The organism is Sporomusa sp. (genome assembly GCF_035561155.1).
In the GTDB taxonomy this organism is placed as follows: domain Bacteria; phylum Bacillota; class Negativicutes; order Sporomusales; family Sporomusaceae; genus Sporomusa.
The window spans coordinates 1-19467 of record NZ_DATMYD010000138.1 but is presented as its reverse complement, the minus strand read 5'-3'; the positions used below and the strand labels follow the sequence as shown (position 1 = coordinate 19467).

The following is a 19467-nucleotide window of genomic DNA, read 5'->3' as shown; positions in this document are numbered from 1 at the left end:
TATTACCCTTTATTAAATTTATTCATAGCCTTAGTAAAACCCTCTTGCAAGATACATTCTACTGCACCAGCGGCTTGATCTATTGCCTGGCTAATGGCTGGCGCTTCCTCGGTTGTAAACCGGCCTAGTACGTAGTTGGCCGTTTCCCAGCCCTGTGGCGGCCGGCCGATGCCAATCCGCACCCGGGCAAAGTCATCTTTACCTAATTCGCACAGCATCGACTCAATGCCACGATGGCCGCCTGAGCCGCCTTTGAGCCTGAGGCGCAGTCGGCCCGCAGGTAAATCAAGGTCATCATAAATAACAGTAATATCTCCATATTGCACCTTATAGAAAGCGGCCAGCGGCGCTATTGCTCTGCCGCTTAAATTCATATATGTCTGCGGCTTGACTAAGAGCACCGTTTCCTCACCCCGGTATTCAGCCACCAGCGCGTTATACCGTTCACGCCACGTGGTTATCGCCCACTTCTCGGCTAGTTTGTCTACAGCCATAAAGCCGATGTTGTGGCGGGTGGCGCTATATTCCTGCCCTGGATTTCCCAGTCCGACAACAATTTTCACACTAATCCTCCGCGATCTTAAGAATTTCATCAACAGTGACAAATTTATAGCCTTGAGCCAACAGTTTGTCAATAATCAGCCGGGTTGCTTCGACCGATTGGGCGCGCGGCGCCGTACCGGCTATGCCGTCACCATCATGCAATAGTATGACTGAGCCGTTCTTGACTTTGCTCAGAGTCCTGTCGGCTATTACTCCTGCGCCGGGATTTACCCAGTCGCGGCTGGCAACCGACCACTCAACAACCGTTAGCTGATACTCAGCCATAATATCCATTACAACAGCGTCACGAAAACCATGCGGCGGCCGCATGACATGCGGCGCATACCCCACAATACCGGCAATCACCTTGTTGGTTTTGTCAATCTCCTCCACAATACCCTGACGGTCGAATTTTAGCAGATCGACATGGTTGTAGGTGTGGTTGCCCAACTGATGCCCTTCGGCGACAGTGCGCCGGATCAAGTCAGGATATTTAGCAGCATTTTGACCAATAACAAAGAAGGTAGCCGGTATCTGGCGTTCTTTCAAAATATCAAGAATCTGCTCAGTATACGGCGGATATGGTCCATCATCAAAAGTCAGCGCCACAAGCTTTTGACTTGTCTGTACTTCAGAAAACACAGGTCCATAAAAGTGGTTCTCGGGCAATACTGCATTAAGAGTGAGAATAAACCCTGCAGTGATACCGAGAACGGCTACCCCCAATCCAAGCCTGACTGGGCGTCGCAGTACCCGTAAATAGTCAAGTACCAAACTGAAAATGACTACTATCGTTAATAGTCCCAGCATGCTGATAAGCCGGACTTTGGTGTCAAACATCGGTTTTTAACCCCGTTTCAGAGATTTCCTTGAACATTATAAGCCAGGGACCTTGCGAATCATAGGTAGTCCCGCCAGGATAATAGCCAAGTTTTTCATAAACCCGGATAGCTGGCCGGTTATCCGGCCGTACTTCCAGACGCACCCTCGTTACTTGGTTCTCCCGGAAATAACGGTGTGCTTCAACCATCAGTGCGCTCGCCACACCCATCCCGCGCGCAGATGGCGCAACAGCAATCGACAAGATACGGGCATTAGCCACTTTCCCCGGAGAAGCAGCAGAACGAAGAAAAGCAAGCTTGTTTAAAAGAATGATTTTGACAGGATGAAGGCCAAACCCATACTGACCTGTTAGCCAACGCCAGGCCCATTTGATAAGGTGCCCGCCGGCAACAGCCTTAAACCAGAGGCGGTTTAGCCGTACAGGGGCAAAACAATAGCCAATAAGTTGTCCGGCGCTCTCTTTGGCAATCAGCGCAGCCTCAGGCTCTGCCGTATAGACCAGGCTGAACACATCTTCCATAGCCTGAGGTTTGGGCAGACGTCCGCCACAATGATGCAGCACACTGTCAATAAAGCTTTCAGTAAACAGGCGGGCAATTCCGGCAATGTCAGCCGGTTGCGCCCGGGTGATAGTATAATTGTCCATAGCAGTTTACTTACAAATAGGGCGCGAGTATTCGCGCCCTATTTTAAGTGACCTCCGTTATATCCTTATTCCCTAAACTAAAACTCTTCAGAAACGAGTATAGTAAGTCTGGCAACGAAGCTAGACAAAGTTTATCAATAGTATTAATCGTCAAATAATTTGCTGACAGACAGTTCGCCGAAAATCCGGATGATAGCCTCACCCAGAAGCGGAGCAACCGACAATACCTTAATCTTGGGAGAGCGTTTTGCTTCTGACATGGGGATAGTATTAGTAACAATAAGTTCAGTGATATTCGACTTTTGAATCCGTTCTACCGCCGGGTCGCTTAACACGGCGTGAGTACAGCAGGCGTAAACGGCTTTGGCACCCATTCTGGCCAGGGCGTTAGCACCCTCAGTCAGCGAACCTGCTGTGTCGACAATATCATCTACAATGACAGCTGTTTTTCCCTCTACGTTGCCGATTAGGTTCATCACCTCGGCTACGCCCGGGGCCGGTCGACGTTTTTCAATAATAGCAATCGGAGCGTGCATCCGATCAGCAAACTGCCGTGCTCTTGACACGCCACCTAGGTCTGGGGATACGACAACAAGGTCTTCAAGTTGCAAGGACATGATATATTCAGCCAAAGTAGGTACACCTGGCAGGTTATCCACAGGAATGTCAAAGAAACCCTGAATCTGACCAGCGTGGAGATCCATGGTAACTACACGGGTAGCACCGGCTACCGTCAGGAGATTGGCCATTAGTTTAGCTGAAATAGGCTCACGACCGCGGGTTTTTCTATCTTGGCGGGCGTAGGCGTAGTAAGGAATGACTGCAGTAATATTTCTGGCCGAAGCACGTTTTACTGCGTCAATCATGATTAACATTTCCATCATATTGTCATTGACCGGAAAGCTTGTCGGTTGAACGATAAATACATCGGTTCCGCGTACGCTTTCGTCAATCATAACCTGAATTTCGCCGTTATTAAACCTGCCGACAAAGGCATCGCCTACTGTCAAACCAAGATAAGCTGCAATTTCCTGGGCTAACGCCGGATTGGCGTTTCCGCTAAATATTCGTAACCGTTTCGTATCTTCCAATTTTCTCTTACCTCCGCTGTTTTTCCGCCCAGCCCTCAAGATTGTTTTGACGGGCGCGTGCTACTCCGAGAGAACCAGGGGGAACGTTTTTGGTAATCGTCGAACCGGCAGCTATATAAGAGCCGCGGCCAACAGTAACCGGCGCCACCAGATTGGTGTTGCAGCCGATAAAAGCCTCATCTTCGATGGTGGTACGATGCTTATTTTTACCATCATAATTAACCGTAATAGTTCCTGAACCAATATTTACACCTGCACCCATATCGGTGTCGCCGATGTAACTAAGATGTGGTATTTTACTCTTCTCGCCGACAACTGTATTTTTCACTTCAACAAAGTTGCCAATTTTAACTCCGTTTTTGATGTCAGTTTTCGGTCTCAAATGAACATAGGGCCCAACAGTTACATCTTCGCCAATCGTACAGTCATGGGCGTATGTAAAATGAATCGTTGCACCGTTGCCGATAATCGTGTTCGCAATGCGGCTGTTAGGACCGATAGATGAGTTGGAGCCGATTTTACTACAGCCCTCAATCCAGGTAAAGGGGTAAATAATGGTATCAGGACCGATCTCAACCTGGGCATCAATAAAAGTACTGCCCGGATCCATGATAGTAACGCCGTTGTCCATGAGCGTTTCCAGCTTCCGCTGCCGGATTAGACTCTCAGCTTCAGCCAGCTGCGCCCGGGAATTTATTCCTAGCGTTTCATGGTAATCAGCAGCAGTTACCGCCCATACTTTATGATTTTGGCTGTTTAAAATCGCGATGACGTCAGTCAGATAGTACTCGCCCTGAGCATTATTGCAGGTCAAACCCTCGAGCGCCTGCAAAAGCTCCTTGGCTTCAAAGCAATAGATCCCTGTATTGATCTCGCTTACTGCTAATTCCGCCGGGTCCGCGTCTTTGTGTTCAACAATTTTTACAACCTGTCCGGCTGGATTACGGATGACCCGTCCATACCCTGATGGGTCAGGCATAATTGCTGTAAGAACAGTAGCCGCCGCTTGCGCGCTACAATGCTCACTGTACATCGTTTTTAAAAGGTCCCCGGTCAGAAGTGGTGTGTCGCCGCATAACACCATTACTGTGCCGTCAAAATCTGCCAGCTCTTGTCGGGCCTGCATCACAGCATGCCCTGTCCCCAGCTGTTCGGTTTGAACGGCAAATTCAGCCTGTCCTGCCAGCGCATCAGCTACGCTTTGCGCACCGAAACCAATAATCACAACGTTCTTGGCTGCTCCGGCAAACTTGGCTGCATCAAGCACTTGCTGAACCATGGATTTACCACCTACCTGGTGCAGCACCTTAGGCAAGGCCGACTTCATGCGGGTGCCTTTGCCAGCTGCAAGGATGATGGCCATCAAATTTGACATCTATATACCTCCATTCCCGACTGCTGTTAAGCACTTTCAGGCTCGGTCAATTTGAAGCAACTCTTATCCCTTCGACATAAATACGCAATTTCCTCTAAGATATGCAAATTAAGCAATTTGGTACCTTAAGGAAACACCTAGATAATCTCGACCTTGTACTGTTCATGGCGAAGTGAAGCCATAATATGTTCTGTATGAAGAACATCTCTAGTCTCCAGCCCAATCTCGACAACAGCCTGCCCCAGCGGTACATGCCGCTCAACCCTGTCATGGGAAACGTAGAGAACATTGGCCTGTAGCCGGGCGATGATGGCTAAAAGCCGCTGCAAACTGCCCGGCCGATCTACGACAACAGTCTGGAGGCGCACGCGCCTGCCGGCTTTAACCAGACCGCGTTCGATAATCCGTGATATAAAGTTAACATCAACATTGCCGCCGGAGATTACGCTGACAATCTTGCCTTTAGCCGGAATTTTATCATGCAGGATGGCTGCAAGGCTAGTAGCTCCGGCACCTTCGACCATCAGTTTGGCCCGTTCCAACAGCATCAGGATGGTGCTTGCAATGGCCTCATCATCTATGACAACAATATCGTCTACATATTTATCAACAAGGGCAAAAGTCATATCACCCGGAATCTTAACTGCAATGCCATCAGCAAAGGTTTCCGCATCCCTTGTTGTCTTAATTGCATGCGCTTTCTTGGACATATACATGGCCGGCGCACCTTGCGCCTGTACACCATACACCTTAACATGAGGAGCTAACTCTTTGACAGCCACGGCAATACCGGCAATCATGCCGCCGCCGCCAATGGGCGCAACAATGGCATCCACATCTTCTAAATCCTGTAATATTTCCAGGCCGATTGTCCCCTGCCCGGCAATGACTGCCGTGTCGTTGAAGGCATGAATAAAAGTCTGCCCGGTTTCAGCCTGAAGTTCAAGGGCTTTACTATACGCCTCATCATAGACTCCTCCGGCCAGAACAACCTCAGCGCCATACCCCCGTGTAGCCGTGATTTTAGCCAAGGGAGCAATCTCTGGCATGACTATTGTAGCTTTAATTCCCGCGGCACTAGCGCCATAAGCCACACCTTGGGCATGATTCCCTGCAGATGCGGCAATAACCCCATGGTTTTTTTCTTCCGGGGTTAAGCTTTTAATCTTATTATAAGCGCCCCGGATTTTAAATGACCCGGTTTTTTGCAAGTTTTCCAATTTTAAATAAATCTCACTGCCTGTCAGCGTACTAAAAGTGTTACTTTTATCAAGAGTAGTATGATGAATAACGCCGTCTAATGCCTCCCTGGCTTTCTCAATGTCAGCCAGTGTTACACTGGTCGTAGTATCAGACACTCCGTCTTCCCCCTTTTAAGGATTCTGTCGAAAAAAATTCCAGATGCTAAGCCGCGATGAGAACTATGCAAGCAACCACAAGCGTACATCAGACAGATGTAAGCACCGGCCTGATATCTGTTACTTTAGTATGTTCATGTACATCATGTAAAATAAGCAGCGCCAGATAGTCTTCTACTAATTTTGGCTCAGGTTCAGCTGTTGCCACAAGTACGCCGATACCACACACCTTAGCCCCTACTTCCTGCGCCAAATCAACCATCCCGCGCGCCGTACCGCCAGCTTTCATGAAATCGTCGATAATGAGTACTTTAGCGCCTGCCGGCAGGGCTCGTTTCGGCAACGACATCGTTTGAATACGTTTGTAAGAGCCTGTTACATAGTTAATGCTAACGGCCGAGCCTTCGGTTACTTTACTGCCGCGCCGCACAGTAATCAGCGGCAAGTCAAAGGCACGTGCTGTCATAAATGCAAGCGGAATGCCCTTAGTCTCAACTGTCATGATATAATCAGGCGATAAATGGGCCAAACGTTCCATAAATATCTCGCCCACTTTGACCATTAAGTGGGGTGTAAATAGTAAGTCCGACATATATAAAAAACCGCCGGGAATAATGCGGTCAGGTTCAGCCAGCCGCTGGGCCAACTCATTTAAAAGCCTGTCAGTTTCTTTTGCCGATACAGCGGGAATAAACCGGATGCCACCGGCTGCTCCGGCGACTGTCTCAATGGTCCCCAGCCCAAAATGCACCATTGTTTCTTTTATGGTAGTAATATCTTCGCATATAGTTGATTTGGCGGCACCAAACAGCTCGCTGAACTGACTAAGCGAGAATAAATGGCGGGGTCTTTCTGCCATAAGCTTAGTCAATGCAGATACCCGTTCCATTTTCCGTACTTTATCCATGCTTACTTCCTCCACAATCAGGGAAATACCGAATATTTTCTCCTAAATATATTTTTTTATTCACATTCTCTACAGATTCAGCAATTCCTGCCCGGTTGTAAAAAAATTGTATTATATATTCCGCATTAAAATCTCCAGCCAGGATTTAGGTAAAAATATAGGAACGGCGCCAATGCGGAAACAACGTCAATTTCTGGAAGGAGGGCTTCTTTAATTGTTTCCATATAAGAAAGAACGCGGTTTATCCGCGTTCTTTCAGAGACTTTTGTTTCAAACATCTTCGTACTAATTCCAAATCACTTGGTTTATCCACATCAATGCCAAGTTCCGCATACTGTGACTGGATAACGGCGCCCTTGATCCCGAGAATATCACTCACCCGTTTTTCTACTTGCCTTAGTTTGAGTGTGCCCAAAATAAACTGCACTACAAAGGTCCAGCCTAACAGGCAGCATAATTTAAAAGGATTCTTACGGTTGGCAATAATGCGTTCAGCCACTTTCATACACTGTGCCACGATTTTGGGGTTTACCAGAAAAATGTTGCCGCCGGTAAAAGTCCCCTCTTTCAAGCGCACATATGTGCGCTTATTGCCAGGAAACCGGCGTTCATGATCGCTGCGGGTAACGATAGGATAATATAACTCGGCATTTACGCCGGCACACTGTGACAAAAAATCCTCAACAGCCGCCGGCGTTATGAGCGGAATATCAACAGTTACCACCAAGGTCGGGTTTTCATGTCCTAATGCCTTCATCCCTAAGCTGATGGTTTCGATGATGGTCTGGCCGCCTGCCACAATGACTGCCTTTTCGGGAAGGGCGCATTTGGCCAGTTCCTGAACCGGACCGGCAATAAAAATGCGGGATACCTGTGAACTGGCAGCAAGAGCTCCGGCCACAAGTTCAACCATTGGTTTGCCAGCAATATCAATCATAGCCTCATAGGGCTGGGATGTATAGCGGTTTAGGTGTTCACTATTTTCGCCACCAGCAAGGATTATGGCATCATACATTATGTAGTACACTCCTTCGAGATGTTAAGCCTGACGGCGTTCGTTCAAATCCTGCAGTAGTGTCTGTTCCGAGTTCTCCATATGTTCGCGGGCAAGTTGCTGAGCCAAATCGGTGTCGCGGCTGGCAATGGCTTCAACTAGTCGCCGGTGTTCTTCCACAGATTTTTGCATCCGGCCCGGGTATTGGATCGAGATTGACCGGAAACGGGTAAATTGTTCTCTAAGATTATTGATAATGCCCACTAAACGGTCATTGCGGCTGGCTCTGTACAAAATGTCATGAAATTGGCTGTCAGATTCAACAAGCTTATCGGCATCGTCCTGTTCGATTAATTCGCCAATCTCAACCAGCAGCCGTTCGAGCTGCTCAAGTTCATCTTCGGTAATACGCTCCACCGCAAGCCCGGCAGCCAAAACATCAAGGGCAGTCCGGATTTCAAAGACCTCGTTAATGTCTTTTATTGACAGATCGGCCACATAGGTTCCCCGGCGGGGAATCATGACAACAAAGCCTTCCAGCTCAAGCTTTCGAATGGCCTCACGCACCGGTGTCCGGCTAACACCTAGCTCTTCAGCCAGTTGAATCTCCATTAGCCGCTCACCTGGTTTTAAAATACCATTCACGATCGCTTCTCTTAGCGTTTCAGCTACTACTTCTCTAAGTGGTTTATAGCTGTCTAATTTAATAGGTACTAATCGCCTCTCCACAATCACTCCACCTTTGATACTGTTTTTGCCACAAAGACTTCCGGCACACCCTGAGCCTTTAGCTGATCGGCGATCCTCTCAGCCTGACCACGACAGTCTGAAAGACCGAACACTGTTGGTCCGCTTCCTGACATTAGCGCCGCCATGGCCCCGTACTTCAGCATATATTCTTTTATTTTAGCAATTTCGGGATAAACCGGAATTGTGACGTTTTCAAGCACGTTTTCCAAACGGCCGGCAACACCAGCCAGATCCCCCTGCGCAAGACACTCGCGCATCGCCGCAATATCCGGCCGACTGCTAACTTCATCAGCCTTAAACTGGCCGTATACCCAGGCTGTTGGTACTTCGACAGCCGGTTTAGCCAATATTACATAACAGGCAGGCAGCGGCGGCAATGGCGCTACTAGCTCTCCCCGTCCAGTGGCTAACATCGTGCCGTTATATAAACAAAACGGTACATCTGAACCCAATTTGGCCGCCAACTTACTAAGCTCGTCCAAGCTAAGGTTAAGCTCCCATAGCTGATTAAGCCCCTTGAGTACAGCGGCAGCATCAGCGCTGCCACCAGCCAAACCTGCTGCCAACGGGATCTGTTTCTCCAAATGAATCATTACTCCCTGCTCTGTTTTCGAATATTCCTTGAGCAGGGCGGCGGCACGATAAGCCAGGTTATTGGTGTCTGCAGGCAAACCGGGAATATTGACACTAAGATCAATTCCTGCTGGCTGGCTAGTTAAAGTTACTGTATCCGCAAGACTAACGGCCTGCATAATCATAGCCACCTCATGGTAGCCGTCAGAGCGTTTATTGAGCACATCAAGCGCAAGATTGATTTTAGCATAGGCTTTAAGTATCAGCATATTCAAATACCCTACGCGGTTAGTTGCTTTAAAGCTATTGTCTCTTGCGAAGTCAAGATCTGATCGATCTCAAGCAAGATGAGCAAACGGTCATCAAGTTTACCCACACCTTGAATATACTTGGCATCAAGAATAAATGTCGGGGGCGGCGGTTCCACGCTTACTGCCGCCAGTCTGACCACTTCGGTGACGGCATCAACAATAACGCCCACAGTCTGACCCTCAACATCCACAATGATAATCCGGCTGTCATCATTATAGTCGGAGACTTCAAGCTGAAAGCGCTTCCTAAGGTCTACCACCGGAATGATCCGTCCGCGCAAGTTTATAATGCCTTCCATAAATGCTGGCGTCTGCGGCAGCTTTGTTATGGGAACCAGGCGATTTATCTCTTGAACTTTAGTAATAGGTAATCCGTATTCTTCTCTAGCTAACCGGAAAGCCACCAGTTGCAGTTCCTGATCGGCAGTTAGACTACTTGTATCCATCCTGGAACACCTCCACATACATCTTACAGTATTATATTCTACCTGCTCATGTATTTGCCTGCAACTGCCAATTTTCCATTCTAGATTTTTTTATTATCCTTCTGCACGTACCCCTGCCACTACCAGTTCCTGATATTCCGATTTGTGACTATAACTAGCAGCATCAGTTTTATAAAAACTCGTTATGGTATCTAGAACGATCCCATACTGTTCATAAAATACAGCAATTAAATCGCCGCTTTCTGCGTGAGCCAGAGCGGCTGCCACAGCCTCACGCTCATCAAGAATTGTTGTGAGATGTTCAGGATTAAAACCGGCTTCCAGTGCACCCCGTGCAAGTAGCGCTGCTGTCTCACCAGGCTGACGGCCGCGTAAGTCATGGTCTTCCTTGATATAAATAACGTCAAACCCCTGACCGGCTTCACTGCCAAAACGCAGGATCACGTCATCACGCCGGTCACCTGGTGCAGCAATGACGCCAATGAGGCGCTTGGGATTAAGGCGGCGGAGCGTACTTACTAGTGCCTGACAGCCAGCCGGATTGTGAGCGTAGTCGACGCAAACCTGGAAGTTGCCAACATTCATCAGCATAAGCCGTCCGGGGTTTTCACAAAAGCTGACCAGGCCTTTACGAATAGCCGCAGGATAGAGGCCTTGGCACCAGCAAGCGGCAGTGGCAATAACAGCATTCTGAATATTGTGCCCGGCATAACCTTGCAGCGTCAGCGGGATATCCGCTATATGGATGACAGGCTGTTCTTTTTGACCGCTGGCCAGATAAATGATGTCGTTTTTGACAAAACAGGCTTTACCGCCTTCACCCAAGTGGCGACGGACAACAATATTATCAGCTTTTGTGCTAAAGTACATAATTTCCGCTTTAACCCGTGATTTAAGTGTTACGATCCGCAGGTCGTCTGCATTGAGGAGTACTGCGCCATCCGGCCGTACGGTTTCGATAACCAATGATTTTATATAAGCTAAATCATCGAGATCTTCAATACCGTCCTGACCGATGTGGTCTTCGGTAATATTAGTGATGATGCCAACATCGGCAAAATCATAACCAAGTCCACTACGAATAATGCCCCCCCGCGCCACTTCAAGAACAGCAACCTCGACAGTAGGATCAGCCAATACCATGGCAGCGCTGACTGGCCCGGTGGTATCACCATGGGCAATGCACTCTTGGTCAACATAAATACCGTCAGACGTAGTCATTCCCGTTTTATGGCCGGCTAGCCGAAAGATATGGGAAATCAGTCTAGTGACTGTTGTTTTGCCATTTGTACCAGTGACCGCAATGATAGGTATCCGGCCGTCTGTGCCAGCAGGAAACAAATAGTTGACAATAGCCGCACCAACATCATGCGGCTTCCCGGCACTCGGATACAGGTGCATTCTCAGACCAGGAGCAGCATTTATTTCAATAATAGCGCCATTCTTGAGAGTCATTGGCTGTGAGATATCAGTAATTACAAGATCTACCCCGGCAACATCCAGATCAATAAGCCGGACAGCCCGTTCAACCAACCGTACAGTATCAGGATGGATACAGGCGGTTACATCTGTGGCGGTAGCACCGGCGCTCAGATTAGCGTTATCACGAATAAGGACAAGCTGCCCAGCCTTAGGTATCGACGCAGTCGTCAGGCTTTGTCTGGATAACGTAGTTATAGCAGCGTCGTCCAGTTCCAACCGGGTTAAAGCGCGGCTATGGCCTGTACCGCGCGCGGGGTCCAGGTTCACGATATCAGCAAGTCCGGCTATTGTATGGATACCATCCCCAATTACATGGGCAGGTATCCTTTCAGCACCTGCGATCAATTTGCCGTCAACAAGGCACAACCTGTATTGGCGGCCTGTTATATACTCTTCTACCAGTACACGTTCATCATACTGGGTTGCAAGCATAAAGGCCTGTTCAATCTCATCTTCACTCAAAATATTGAGAGTAACACCTTTGCCATGATTGCCGCCGGCAGGTTTGATAACAACCGGCCTGCCAATGGCGGCAAAAGCATCCAGGGCTTCTGCTATGTTTGACACAACATACCCGCATGGCACAGGTATGGCATTTTGACGCAACAGTTTATTAGTGAGATACTTGTCGCCAGCTAAATCAACAGCCACCGAGCTTGTCCGGCCTGTAACAGTGGCCCACACCCGCTGTTGCCTGTGGCCATAGCCCATGATGAGAAAATTAGCATCATAATCAGGGCGTAATATAGGAATCCCACGCCGCCGCGCCGCTTCGTAAATAGCCTCAGTGCTTGGTCCAAGTTTGGCGTTTTCTCCAACTCTTTTTAGCTGAGCCACCAGTTCTGGCACATTAAAGTTTTGTTTACCAAGCACTGCCGCAAGCAGCTGGTATGCGCCTTCGGCGGCTGCCAGCCCGACCGGACCTGATTTACAGCCAATAACAACATGATAGACGCCCTGCTGTCCTGCACCCCGCGTCTTGCCAAAGGCTGACATATATTCTTTACCCGCAAGCGTTTGAAGTTCTAGCGCTACATGCTCAAAAATATGTGCTAAATAGGTTCCTTCCTGCAATCGTTCGGCAAAGCCTCCGGGATATCCACGTGAGCACGAATGCTGCTTTAGTCCTGGCAGTAAGGCCAGTAAGCGGGCCACAAAACCGGCAATAGCATTACTGGCAATGTCTTCATAGGCACCAATATCAAGTAATGCCTTGATGACAGGCCGATAGCTATACATATTGGGGCCACCAATAAAGCGTGAATATAATAATTGCATAACAAATCCCCTCCGAACTTAGTTTGTATCAAGTTGAATGGGCAACCGTAGGTTTAAATCGAAGCCATAGCCTGCTGGCAAAATGTGCAGCAACACATTGGATATAGCCAAGGGCTGATTCTGATTGGACTCTGATATATTTGAGTAAACAATATTTTTGCCGTCAATAATTGTCACCGTTTGTGATCCCACTACTTCGCAGACCCGGTCAGGCCTCACGATGAGCGCCGTATCTTCGTCAATCCCAATGCCCATCACATGTGGATTTTGCGCTACCGAGGACAGTAAGCGATTAATTCGCCCCCGCTGAGCAAAGTGCTGATCCACGACTGCCTCACTCAAAAAGCCCATACCATGAGCCATACTTAGTGAAGACTTTTTCGGTGTATCATTTGAGTTGCCGCCTACAATCATCGTCTCGCTCATGACGGCTGCGCCAGCGCTTGTCCCAGCTATAACGGCGCCCTGCATGAAGGCAGCACGAATGGCGGCGTCAACTGCTGAGCCTCCTAAAATACTTGTTAAGCGCAGTTGATCGCCGCCGGTGAAAAATATGCCAGTGGCATTCTTTATTACTTCGGCCTGCTGGGTTTGATTTGCCGTATCCCTATTAGCAATTGCCATGATGTTTACTATAGCCGCGCCCATTGAAGTAAATAATTCTTTGTATTCCCTGCCAACAACGCGCGGCTCATCCGTAGCTGTTGCAATAATTATGATACGGCTGTCCCGGCCGCCGGTCATGTCCACGAATTTACGCAAAATAACACGTTCGCCTGTTTTGTCTTCATGACCACCGATAATAAGCAGGCTGCCAGGTGTTCTGCGTTTGTTGTCTGCCGTTTTGTCGCTCATCAGTTAAAATATCTCCTGTTTTAGCCTTTACTCCTATTTTTACCAGAAATGACTGCTCTTTATACTATCAGCTGTGCTAACCAAATGCGCCGTGACTGAATATAATGAAGCAGAGAAATTGGAAAACGGAGGTTAAACCAACGATGAATGTCAGAATGATATATCTCCCGGAATCGCTAAAAACCATTAAACTAGCAGAAGATGAACGCTACATTAGCTACTGCCAAAATCAGCCTGCCGAGGTTAGCGAGGTAACGCCGGTTCCTCGTATCGACAGAGTAAGCACTGCACTACCTAGAGCAAACATTCTGATCGTCAGGTCCCAACGCCAGCTAACCTTGTTTGACGGCAATAGCCCTACGCGGCAGTATCCTGTCGCTATCGGCAAGCCGGTAACGCCCACACCGCTTGGCAATTATGCAATTGCCACCAAAATTATGAACCCAGGCGGCGTTCTGGGTACGCGTTGGATGGGTCTCAACTTTGACGCGTATGGCGTTCATGGCACAAATGCCCCCTGGTTGATCGGCCAGATGGTGTCAAATGGCTGTATTCGAATGCATAATGCCCATGCTGAAGAGCTGTTTGCATTAGTGAATGTTGGTACTCCTATTTATATTAGGGATTAAATCAGTTAATTGGCGCATTACCCATTCGACCTTGCCGCGCCGGGCGGCGAGAAATTCCAGTAATGCCTGGCGTTCACCTGTATCTGGCAACCACTCTTCGGGAATAGTGTCTATAAACTCCGAAAACTCGGCGTCCTGAATATTTTTAACCGCCTGAACATACTTAAAAAAATGCGTCGGTTTAAGGTAGTATTTTAAAAGAACCCCGTAAGACCGCCGGTGATTTAGTGTTATATTATCAGTCAACTCTTTAAGCCTCTCAATCGTCCATTTCCCACGGCGGAATAGATGAGAATTATCAATCGCATACAGCTTATAACCATCCTTTTCTCTTCGAATAAGCAGATTTTTGCGGTTCTTTGTACGGTCAGGATTGTGAAACAAGTGGTCGAACAGCATGACTCCGGCCATCTGTTCTTTATTTACCGCCCGGTGCACATTATATTTAGTTACATACCCGGCCCCTTTTAAATACTCACAACCAAAGTGCCAGCCCGGCAGCACACCCGCAGCAGTCAGCCGCCTGCTTCTGCCGAGGACTTCGGGGGAAATCTCTATAGGGCCCCCTGGCGGAAAACAGAGATTAAGCCATTGCCCAAACCGGACAGCCAGCAATTCATTTACGAGAACCTTAGGACCAAGGCGGTTAGCTGATAGTTTAACAACACACACCTTACTCTCACCTTGGCAGTTTTCGGCCCGGAATAGTTGGGGTGACGTCGCCCCCAACCCTACTGGGCCTATATATTCTATTGCCCGAAACATTTAGCCAACTCCTCCCCCATCATCCCCAAAATCCCGGCAGCTAAAGCTTCCGGGATTTTCCATTAAAACAATACCCAGGGATTTTTGTCATCCCTGGGTCGTTATGATTAGCCTTTCGGATTAACAGGAGCGCCATTTACCAGCCAGCTGGCAATCCAGCCAGTCGTAGTGCCATCAGAAAGCACAACTTTGTACCAGCCGAAAGCCTGCTCTTTTACGGTTAACGTAGCACCTTTATTAAGCTTAGTTACTACCGGGAAGTTGGTGCCCGGCCCGGTTCTAACGTTCACTGTATTACCAGTTACCGTTACCGTGCCGCTGACAGTGGTCGGCGTCCCGGCAGTAGGTGTAACCGGGCCAGTGACAATGACATTCTGCTCGCCAAAAGCCTCAATGTCACCCCCGCCAGTCTCGGAGGCTGTTACGGTCTCATTGTCAAATTGGCTGGCACTGACTTTGTCGGTGGACGTCGTACCTGTAATCACACCGACCTCATCGATAGGGCTTAAGGCATATACATCCATCTCTGTGGTAGTGACCACCCGGGCCCAGACCTTAAGTACAATAGTAACATGCACTTTACGCCGATCATGATGGCAGTGGAAATCATAGTCAACAAACTCAACCACGACATCGGATGTCGCCTTCATATCAGGTTCAGCACCATCCACTACAATATCACGCGTCCAACGGATGTGTTGCTTCTCAAAAGCATGCACAGGCTGGTTAGGCAGGTCGGCCACATACATTACCTTTACCTCTAACTCGCCGCGAACAATAACCTTATCCCTAATAACATCGATTTTGGTAATTTCCAATTCTTTCACATATACATCAAGCACTTGTTCAATATCTGGTTTTTGTGCAGGCACAATCATATCAAGTTCAACAACCCGCTGTGCCATCTCGGCACCTAGTACCTGCTCAACCTCTATCGTTTCCGGGCCCGGCTCAGGGCAACCGCACTCCAGTTCAGAGCTTTCAACAGTTGTCACTCCGGAAACCTTTTTTGTATTCGTGTTTAAGGTATCCGTCGAGGCTGAAACGACTCTTGTGTTGTCGTCCATTTATTCCCCCCCCTTTCTGGTGATACTTAATCGATCCTAACCTTTTGGTTTTGTTGGCAAAGCTGCAGTTCCGATTGTTACCTCCCGGTCGGTCATGACTTTGGCTGTTACTTTAAGAATTACCGATACATCAAATTCCCGGCAATTGCGGTGGTGGTGGTGATGGTGTCCATGATCTTCACAATCGTGGTCGTGGTCGTGGTCATGGTCATGGTCGTCACAATCATTGTCATTGTCGTTATCATTATCGTCGTCTTCGTCGTCGCAGACAGGCTCAAAATTCTTGTATTTGTACGCGCGATAGTGATCATCAACGTCATAATCAACAAACTCAACAACGACACTGGCATCAGCATCCATCCCTCTACGGGCGCCTGGAACATCAATATCAAGAGTCCATTTATAATGCTTGATTTCTACGGCGTGAACAGGCTGATCAGGCAGGGCCGCTACATAAATCGCTTTTATTTCGAACTCGCCCCGAACTATGACTTTATCAGTAATAACGTCAACGCTGTTTACCTCTACTTCTTTTACAAATACATCAACAATTTGTTCAATAGACGGTTTCCTCTCCGGAACAACCACGTGAATATCCAGAGCTTTTTGTTTTTCCTTTTCTCCTATTATTTGGCGTACGATTATAGTTTGTGGACCCGCTTCTGCACCAAGGGTGCAGCTCTTATTAGCTCTATCGTTCATGCAGATTCCCCCCTTTGTATATTCTAGTTATATATATGCCTGCTCTAATTTTTATGTGACAAAAAACTAAAAAATGGCAAAGGACAGCAACCGTTAAAGCTATGTTTGCAGGCACATCCTAAACTATAACTATGATCAACTCTGGCAAAACATGCCTGACAGACAAGCTGCACCTTTGCTATTTGTAGCGAAAAAAAATAAATGTTATGCATAAATCAACATAACATTCTTCCGGTATTCCTCATAGTATATAGCAGGATGTTGTTCTCGCTTGCGGGCAGAATAACTAACTATCAAAATATAAGGAGGCTATATTTAATGAGGGCTTATAAAAAATATCCCTACTGGAAATGTGATGACGATTATTCAAAAAACGGCTGTACCGATAAGTATGATAAGTGCGATAAGTATGAAATGATGGATGAATGTCAAGACACGGATATGTCTTGCTGTCCCCCCAAAATGAAGTGCCAGCCGACTAAAGAGTGTGTAAAAACGTACAAATGCTACTACAAATTATACAGAATCTGTACCTATCGTCTATACAAAATATGCCCATGCTGCGGCCATGAGTTCGATTATCACGAGCACCGCGGCGGCTGCCCTAAGTGCATGTAGTCTTTCTATGTAAAAACAAAAACCCGCGCTTTATTTTAAAGCGCGGGTTTTACTTGTTAGCCATATACTATTTGGAAATAAACTCTTGGACAACATAGGCTGAACCGGCAGAATCATACCGAACGCCAACACCTACTTCAGTGTAGTTAGAGTTTAAAATATTGGCGCGGTGACCGGAACTGTTCATGAAGGCATTCTCGGCAGTCGTTACATTGCTATTGATAGCCAGGTTTTCACCAGCATAACGATAGCTGATACCGGCTTGCTTCATACGGTCAAACGGCGATTGCCCCTCCGGGTTGTAGTGCGAGAAGAACTTACGATTAATCATGTCTTGCCCATAGTTTTCTGCTAAACGCACCAGACTCATGTTGGCTTTGAGTGCCGGTAAACCATTTGCTGCACGGTCAGCGTTTAACAGTTGGAACGCTTTGGCTTCGTCAGCGGTAAGTCCTGATGTCGAGCCGGAATTCGAAGTGCTTGGGGTTGTAGTCGAAGGTGTTGCAGGGGTTTTAGTTGCAGGCGTTACAGGAGTTGTAGTTGAAGGAGTTGTAGTTGAAGGCGTTACAGGAGTTGTAGATGTATCTGTACTCTTGGGCGTCGCTGCACCACTACCGCCTTTTTTGCCACCAGCTAGAATTGCTAATAAGCCAAGGGCCACTACGGTGCCAATGACCGCATTATTATCGCCATCCTGGAGAGACTGTTCTTCAGCTGGAGCCGCATACGCTGCTGTTGCCCATGCTCCGCCAAACGAAGTAGTAACCAGAGACATTATTACAAAACCAAAAACCATTTTAGTCAGCCATTTTTTAATCATCATTGATTGTTAATCAACCTGCCTTTCAATTTTGTTTTTTTAAATATAGAAACATAAGGATTGGCGTTTAGTTAACAAACTGACAATACAGTCTGATGTTATGTAAAGATTCGACCATGTTGCCTAAAATCCTGTTCACAGACAGCTAGCAATTTCTGCATGCAATGCATCCTTGCAACATATGACTGTTAAGACTGAAATTGCCAAGCGCGAAACGCTCTGTTTGGGAAACACTATCAGCAGGAGGTGATTTAACGATGGGTAACATTTATGACAATAATCTAAAGTCAAAACATGGACCTTTTGGTGAATCCCAGGCACAACAGGGACCCTATGGCGGCAAAGATGCCGATAACATGACTGACAAAAAGGCAAGCAGTGTTTTACCGCCCACCAGAGATATTAAAGCCCGTCTAAAACAATAAGTCTATTTCATGGCAAAGAGGACGTCTGTGTGACGTCCTCTTTTTGTTTATCACGCTTTACAGAATTTATTTATATTTACAGTTCCAGCCTGCTCGATATAGTTAATCTCACTTTCTGATAGACCGTACATTTTGTACACAAGTGTATCCATTTCATTATGCAGTGCTGTAAATTCGTTGACAGCCATAGAACCAACGTGCTGTTCCAGCCCTCTAAAGAAGACAGTGCCGGCCAGCTTGGACAGCCTTGCCCCCAGAAAAGCTAACCTATCGGTACAGTGGTGCTCTAGGATTAATGGCAGTTTTTCCACAGTTTCAATATCCACTTGTGCCATCGGCCGACCCTTTTCTAAGGTTACAGTATGGTAGTAATAGTTCATTAGCTTAGAATTAAGAATACATATCAAATATTCCAGACTAACTTCGTCCCGTAATACCACCAATGAATGTATATTATTCAAATGATATAATCCGGACCTGTCAATAGTGGCAATTAAACTGTCACCAGTCTGGCGCAAAAAAATTTTCGGGCCAGCGATGATGGCCGCATCCCAGCCACCTTTATTTAGCTTTGCCGGGTTAACATCAAGCCAATCGCCTTGATAGTCAAGGTAAAACGGCAGTATCTGGCCTGAAGAGGTTACCCCCTTCTGCCAGGTAACACCATGCTTAACTTTGCTTTTAATCTCAGCCTGGACGGTAAGCGAGCGCATACCTGTCCGGATCTTGGTTACATCTTTGAATATGTAGGGCACTTGCTCAATTTTGTCAATGAGCGCCTTATCTCCTTCATGAAAAAGCAAACGAAACCTTTTATAAACCTGCCGCGCAAAATATTCCTGTTCATATTGATAAGTGTCCAGCGTCACCCCGCTGCCGTCCAGTCGACTGACCGTTACAGCTGTTTGTGGGTTATCTTGGTTACCCTTCCTCAGGATAGTAATGGCCGGAATCCCCACTAAAACACCGGCAAACACATTACTATTTAC

The 19467-nt window shown here is 47.4% G+C and carries 21 protein-coding genes; 3 read left to right on the top strand and 18 right to left on the bottom strand.

The window, feature by feature from the left end:
- Positions 1-2 precede the first annotated feature (2 nt).
- From pth to VN447_RS18150, 13 genes are all read right to left on the bottom strand, one after another.
- Positions 3-563 carry an aminoacyl-tRNA hydrolase gene (gene pth, locus VN447_RS18210; RefSeq protein WP_325526928.1) on the bottom strand — a complete coding sequence of 187 codons (561 nt, stop codon included), beginning with the start codon at positions 561-563 and terminating at the stop codon, positions 3-5.
- 1 nt (position 564) lies between these two features.
- Positions 565-1383, bottom strand: a complete 819-nt coding sequence (locus VN447_RS18205; protein ID WP_325526926.1) for a polysaccharide deacetylase family protein — start codon at positions 1381-1383, stop codon at positions 565-567.
- Positions 1376-2032 (bottom strand): N-acetyltransferase, encoded by a 657-nt coding sequence (locus VN447_RS18200; RefSeq protein WP_325526924.1) that lies wholly within the window; start codon positions 2030-2032, stop codon positions 1376-1378. Before VN447_RS18200 ends, VN447_RS18205 begins: the two co-directional genes overlap by 8 nt.
- Before the next feature lie 143 nt (positions 2033-2175).
- A complete protein-coding gene (locus VN447_RS18195) occupies positions 2176-3123 on the bottom strand; it encodes a ribose-phosphate pyrophosphokinase (protein ID WP_325526922.1) in 948 nt (315 codons plus the stop codon).
- 7 nt (positions 3124-3130) lie between these two features.
- On the bottom strand, positions 3131-4498 hold the full coding sequence (glmU, locus tag VN447_RS18190; protein ID WP_325526920.1) for a bifunctional UDP-N-acetylglucosamine diphosphorylase/glucosamine-1-phosphate N-acetyltransferase GlmU: 1368 nt from the start codon (positions 4496-4498) through the stop codon (positions 3131-3133).
- A 137-nt stretch (positions 4499-4635) separates the two neighbouring features.
- Entirely contained in the window at positions 4636-5856 is a 1221-nt protein-coding gene (gene ilvA, locus VN447_RS18185; RefSeq protein ID WP_325526918.1) for a threonine ammonia-lyase, read from the bottom strand.
- A gap of 88 nt (positions 5857-5944) precedes the next feature.
- Positions 5945-6763 carry a pur operon repressor gene (gene purR, locus VN447_RS18180; protein WP_325526916.1) on the bottom strand — a complete coding sequence of 273 codons (819 nt, stop codon included), beginning with the start codon at positions 6761-6763 and terminating at the stop codon, positions 5945-5947.
- A gap of 241 nt (positions 6764-7004) precedes the next feature.
- Complete coding sequence (locus VN447_RS18175; protein ID WP_325526914.1) at positions 7005-7778, bottom strand: nucleotidyltransferase family protein; 774 nt, start codon at positions 7776-7778, stop codon at positions 7005-7007.
- 24 nt (positions 7779-7802) lie between these two features.
- Complete coding sequence (locus VN447_RS18170; protein WP_325526912.1) at positions 7803-8486, bottom strand: GntR family transcriptional regulator; 684 nt, start codon at positions 8484-8486, stop codon at positions 7803-7805.
- A gap of 2 nt (positions 8487-8488) precedes the next feature.
- The gene (ispE, locus tag VN447_RS18165; protein WP_325526910.1) at positions 8489-9349 is read right to left on the bottom strand and encodes a 4-(cytidine 5'-diphospho)-2-C-methyl-D-erythritol kinase; all 861 of its coding nucleotides are present in this window, start codon (positions 9347-9349) and stop codon (positions 8489-8491) included.
- Between the two features lie 11 nt (positions 9350-9360).
- Positions 9361-9837, bottom strand: a complete 477-nt coding sequence (locus tag VN447_RS18160) for a chemotaxis protein CheW (protein ID WP_325526908.1) — start codon at positions 9835-9837, stop codon at positions 9361-9363.
- Between the two features lie 93 nt (positions 9838-9930).
- A complete protein-coding gene (gene cphA, locus VN447_RS18155) occupies positions 9931-12597 on the bottom strand; it encodes a cyanophycin synthetase (RefSeq protein WP_325526906.1) in 2667 nt (888 codons plus the stop codon).
- Between the two features lie 18 nt (positions 12598-12615).
- The gene (locus VN447_RS18150; RefSeq protein WP_325526904.1) at positions 12616-13452 is read right to left on the bottom strand and encodes a cyanophycinase; all 837 of its coding nucleotides are present in this window, start codon (positions 13450-13452) and stop codon (positions 12616-12618) included.
- Between the two features lie 143 nt (positions 13453-13595).
- Between VN447_RS18150 and VN447_RS18145 the strand changes: the two genes are divergently transcribed.
- On the top strand, positions 13596-14081 hold the full coding sequence (locus tag VN447_RS18145) for a L,D-transpeptidase (protein ID WP_325526902.1): 486 nt from the start codon (positions 13596-13598) through the stop codon (positions 14079-14081).
- On the opposite strand, the gene VN447_RS18140 is transcribed toward VN447_RS18145, so the two are convergent.
- The 3 genes from VN447_RS18140 to VN447_RS18130 form a co-directional block, all read right to left on the bottom strand.
- Positions 14043-14846 (bottom strand): HipA family kinase, encoded by an 804-nt coding sequence (locus VN447_RS18140; protein WP_325526900.1) that lies wholly within the window; start codon positions 14844-14846, stop codon positions 14043-14045. The genes VN447_RS18145 and VN447_RS18140 overlap by 39 nt on opposite strands.
- A 107-nt stretch (positions 14847-14953) precedes the next feature.
- On the bottom strand, positions 14954-15913 hold the full coding sequence (locus VN447_RS18135) for an SPOCS domain-containing protein (protein ID WP_325526898.1): 960 nt from the start codon (positions 15911-15913) through the stop codon (positions 14954-14956).
- 36 nt (positions 15914-15949) lie between these two features.
- Entirely contained in the window at positions 15950-16615 is a 666-nt protein-coding gene (locus VN447_RS18130) for a DUF3794 domain-containing protein (protein WP_325526896.1), read from the bottom strand.
- Positions 16616-16933: 318 nt separating this feature from the next.
- On the opposite strand from VN447_RS18130, the gene VN447_RS18125 reads away from it, so the two are divergent.
- Positions 16934-17233, top strand: coding sequence for a hypothetical protein (locus tag VN447_RS18125; RefSeq protein ID WP_325526894.1), 300 nt, complete (start codon positions 16934-16936; stop codon positions 17231-17233).
- Between the two features lie 67 nt (positions 17234-17300).
- Here the strand turns inward: VN447_RS18125 and VN447_RS18120 are convergent, their stop codons facing one another.
- Positions 17301-18056, bottom strand: a complete 756-nt coding sequence (locus tag VN447_RS18120; protein ID WP_325526892.1) for a CAP domain-containing protein — start codon at positions 18054-18056, stop codon at positions 17301-17303.
- A gap of 254 nt (positions 18057-18310) precedes the next feature.
- Between VN447_RS18120 and VN447_RS18115 the strand changes: the two genes are divergently transcribed.
- Positions 18311-18478, top strand: coding sequence for a hypothetical protein (locus VN447_RS18115; RefSeq protein ID WP_325526889.1), 168 nt, complete (start codon positions 18311-18313; stop codon positions 18476-18478).
- Between the two features lie 50 nt (positions 18479-18528).
- Here the strand turns inward: VN447_RS18115 and VN447_RS18110 are convergent.
- The coding region (locus tag VN447_RS18110; RefSeq protein WP_325526887.1) for a TaqI-like C-terminal specificity domain-containing protein at positions 18529-19467 on the bottom strand (939 nt) is incomplete at its 5' end.